General features: G+C 48.7%; 2 rRNA genes. Both read left to right on the forward strand.

Annotated features, from left to right (window positions below):
- Positions 1-102 (forward strand): 16S ribosomal RNA (locus tag ACLD72_RS32175); the annotation flags it as partial.
- Between the two features lie 306 nt (positions 103-408).
- Positions 409-706: ribosomal RNA gene (locus tag ACLD72_RS32180) — 23S ribosomal RNA — on the forward strand; the annotation flags it as partial.

Consider the following 706-nt stretch of genomic DNA (forward strand, 5'->3'; position numbering starts at 1 on the left):
GAGGTAACCGCAAGGGGCCAGCCGCCGAAGGTGGGGTAGATGATTGGGGTGAAGTCGTAACAAGGTAGCCGTATCGGAAGGTGCGGCTGGATCACCTCCTTTCTATGGAGAATCGCTTCCTGCGATGGAAGCATTCAAATAGCTAACTCAGGTTAGCGAACTTACTCACTCGTTGATCAGTTTTGAGAGTTCAACTCTCAAACTTATCTTTCCAACACTTACCGCTTGAACGGTAAGGCGGGAGATGATAAGATATTCTTCCGCCGGTGAAACGGCGAAGAACTTGATCCTTGAAAACTGGATAACGAAACGAAATTTGCGTTTTAGAACAATCCTTTTAGCTGAACTTGTGTCAAAACAAGTTTTAATTAAGGTAGTGATTGCGAAGGCTTTGTGCCAGAGCAACATGGTTAAGCTACTAAGAGCACACGGAGGATGCCTAGGCGCTAGGAGCCGAAGAAGGACGTGGCGAACAACGAAACTGCCTCGGGGAGCTGTAAGCAAGCATCGATCCGGGGATGTCCGAATGGGGAAACCCGGCTAGGGTAATACCTAGTCACTCGTATCTGAATTCATAGGATGCGAAGAGGCATACCAGGGGAACTGAAACATCTAAGTACCCTGAGGAAGAGAAAACAAAAGTGATTCCGTCAGTAGCGGCGAGCGAACGCGGATTAGCCTAAACCAGAGAGCTTGCTCTCTGGGG

The organism is Paenibacillus lacisediminis (assembly GCF_046567315.2).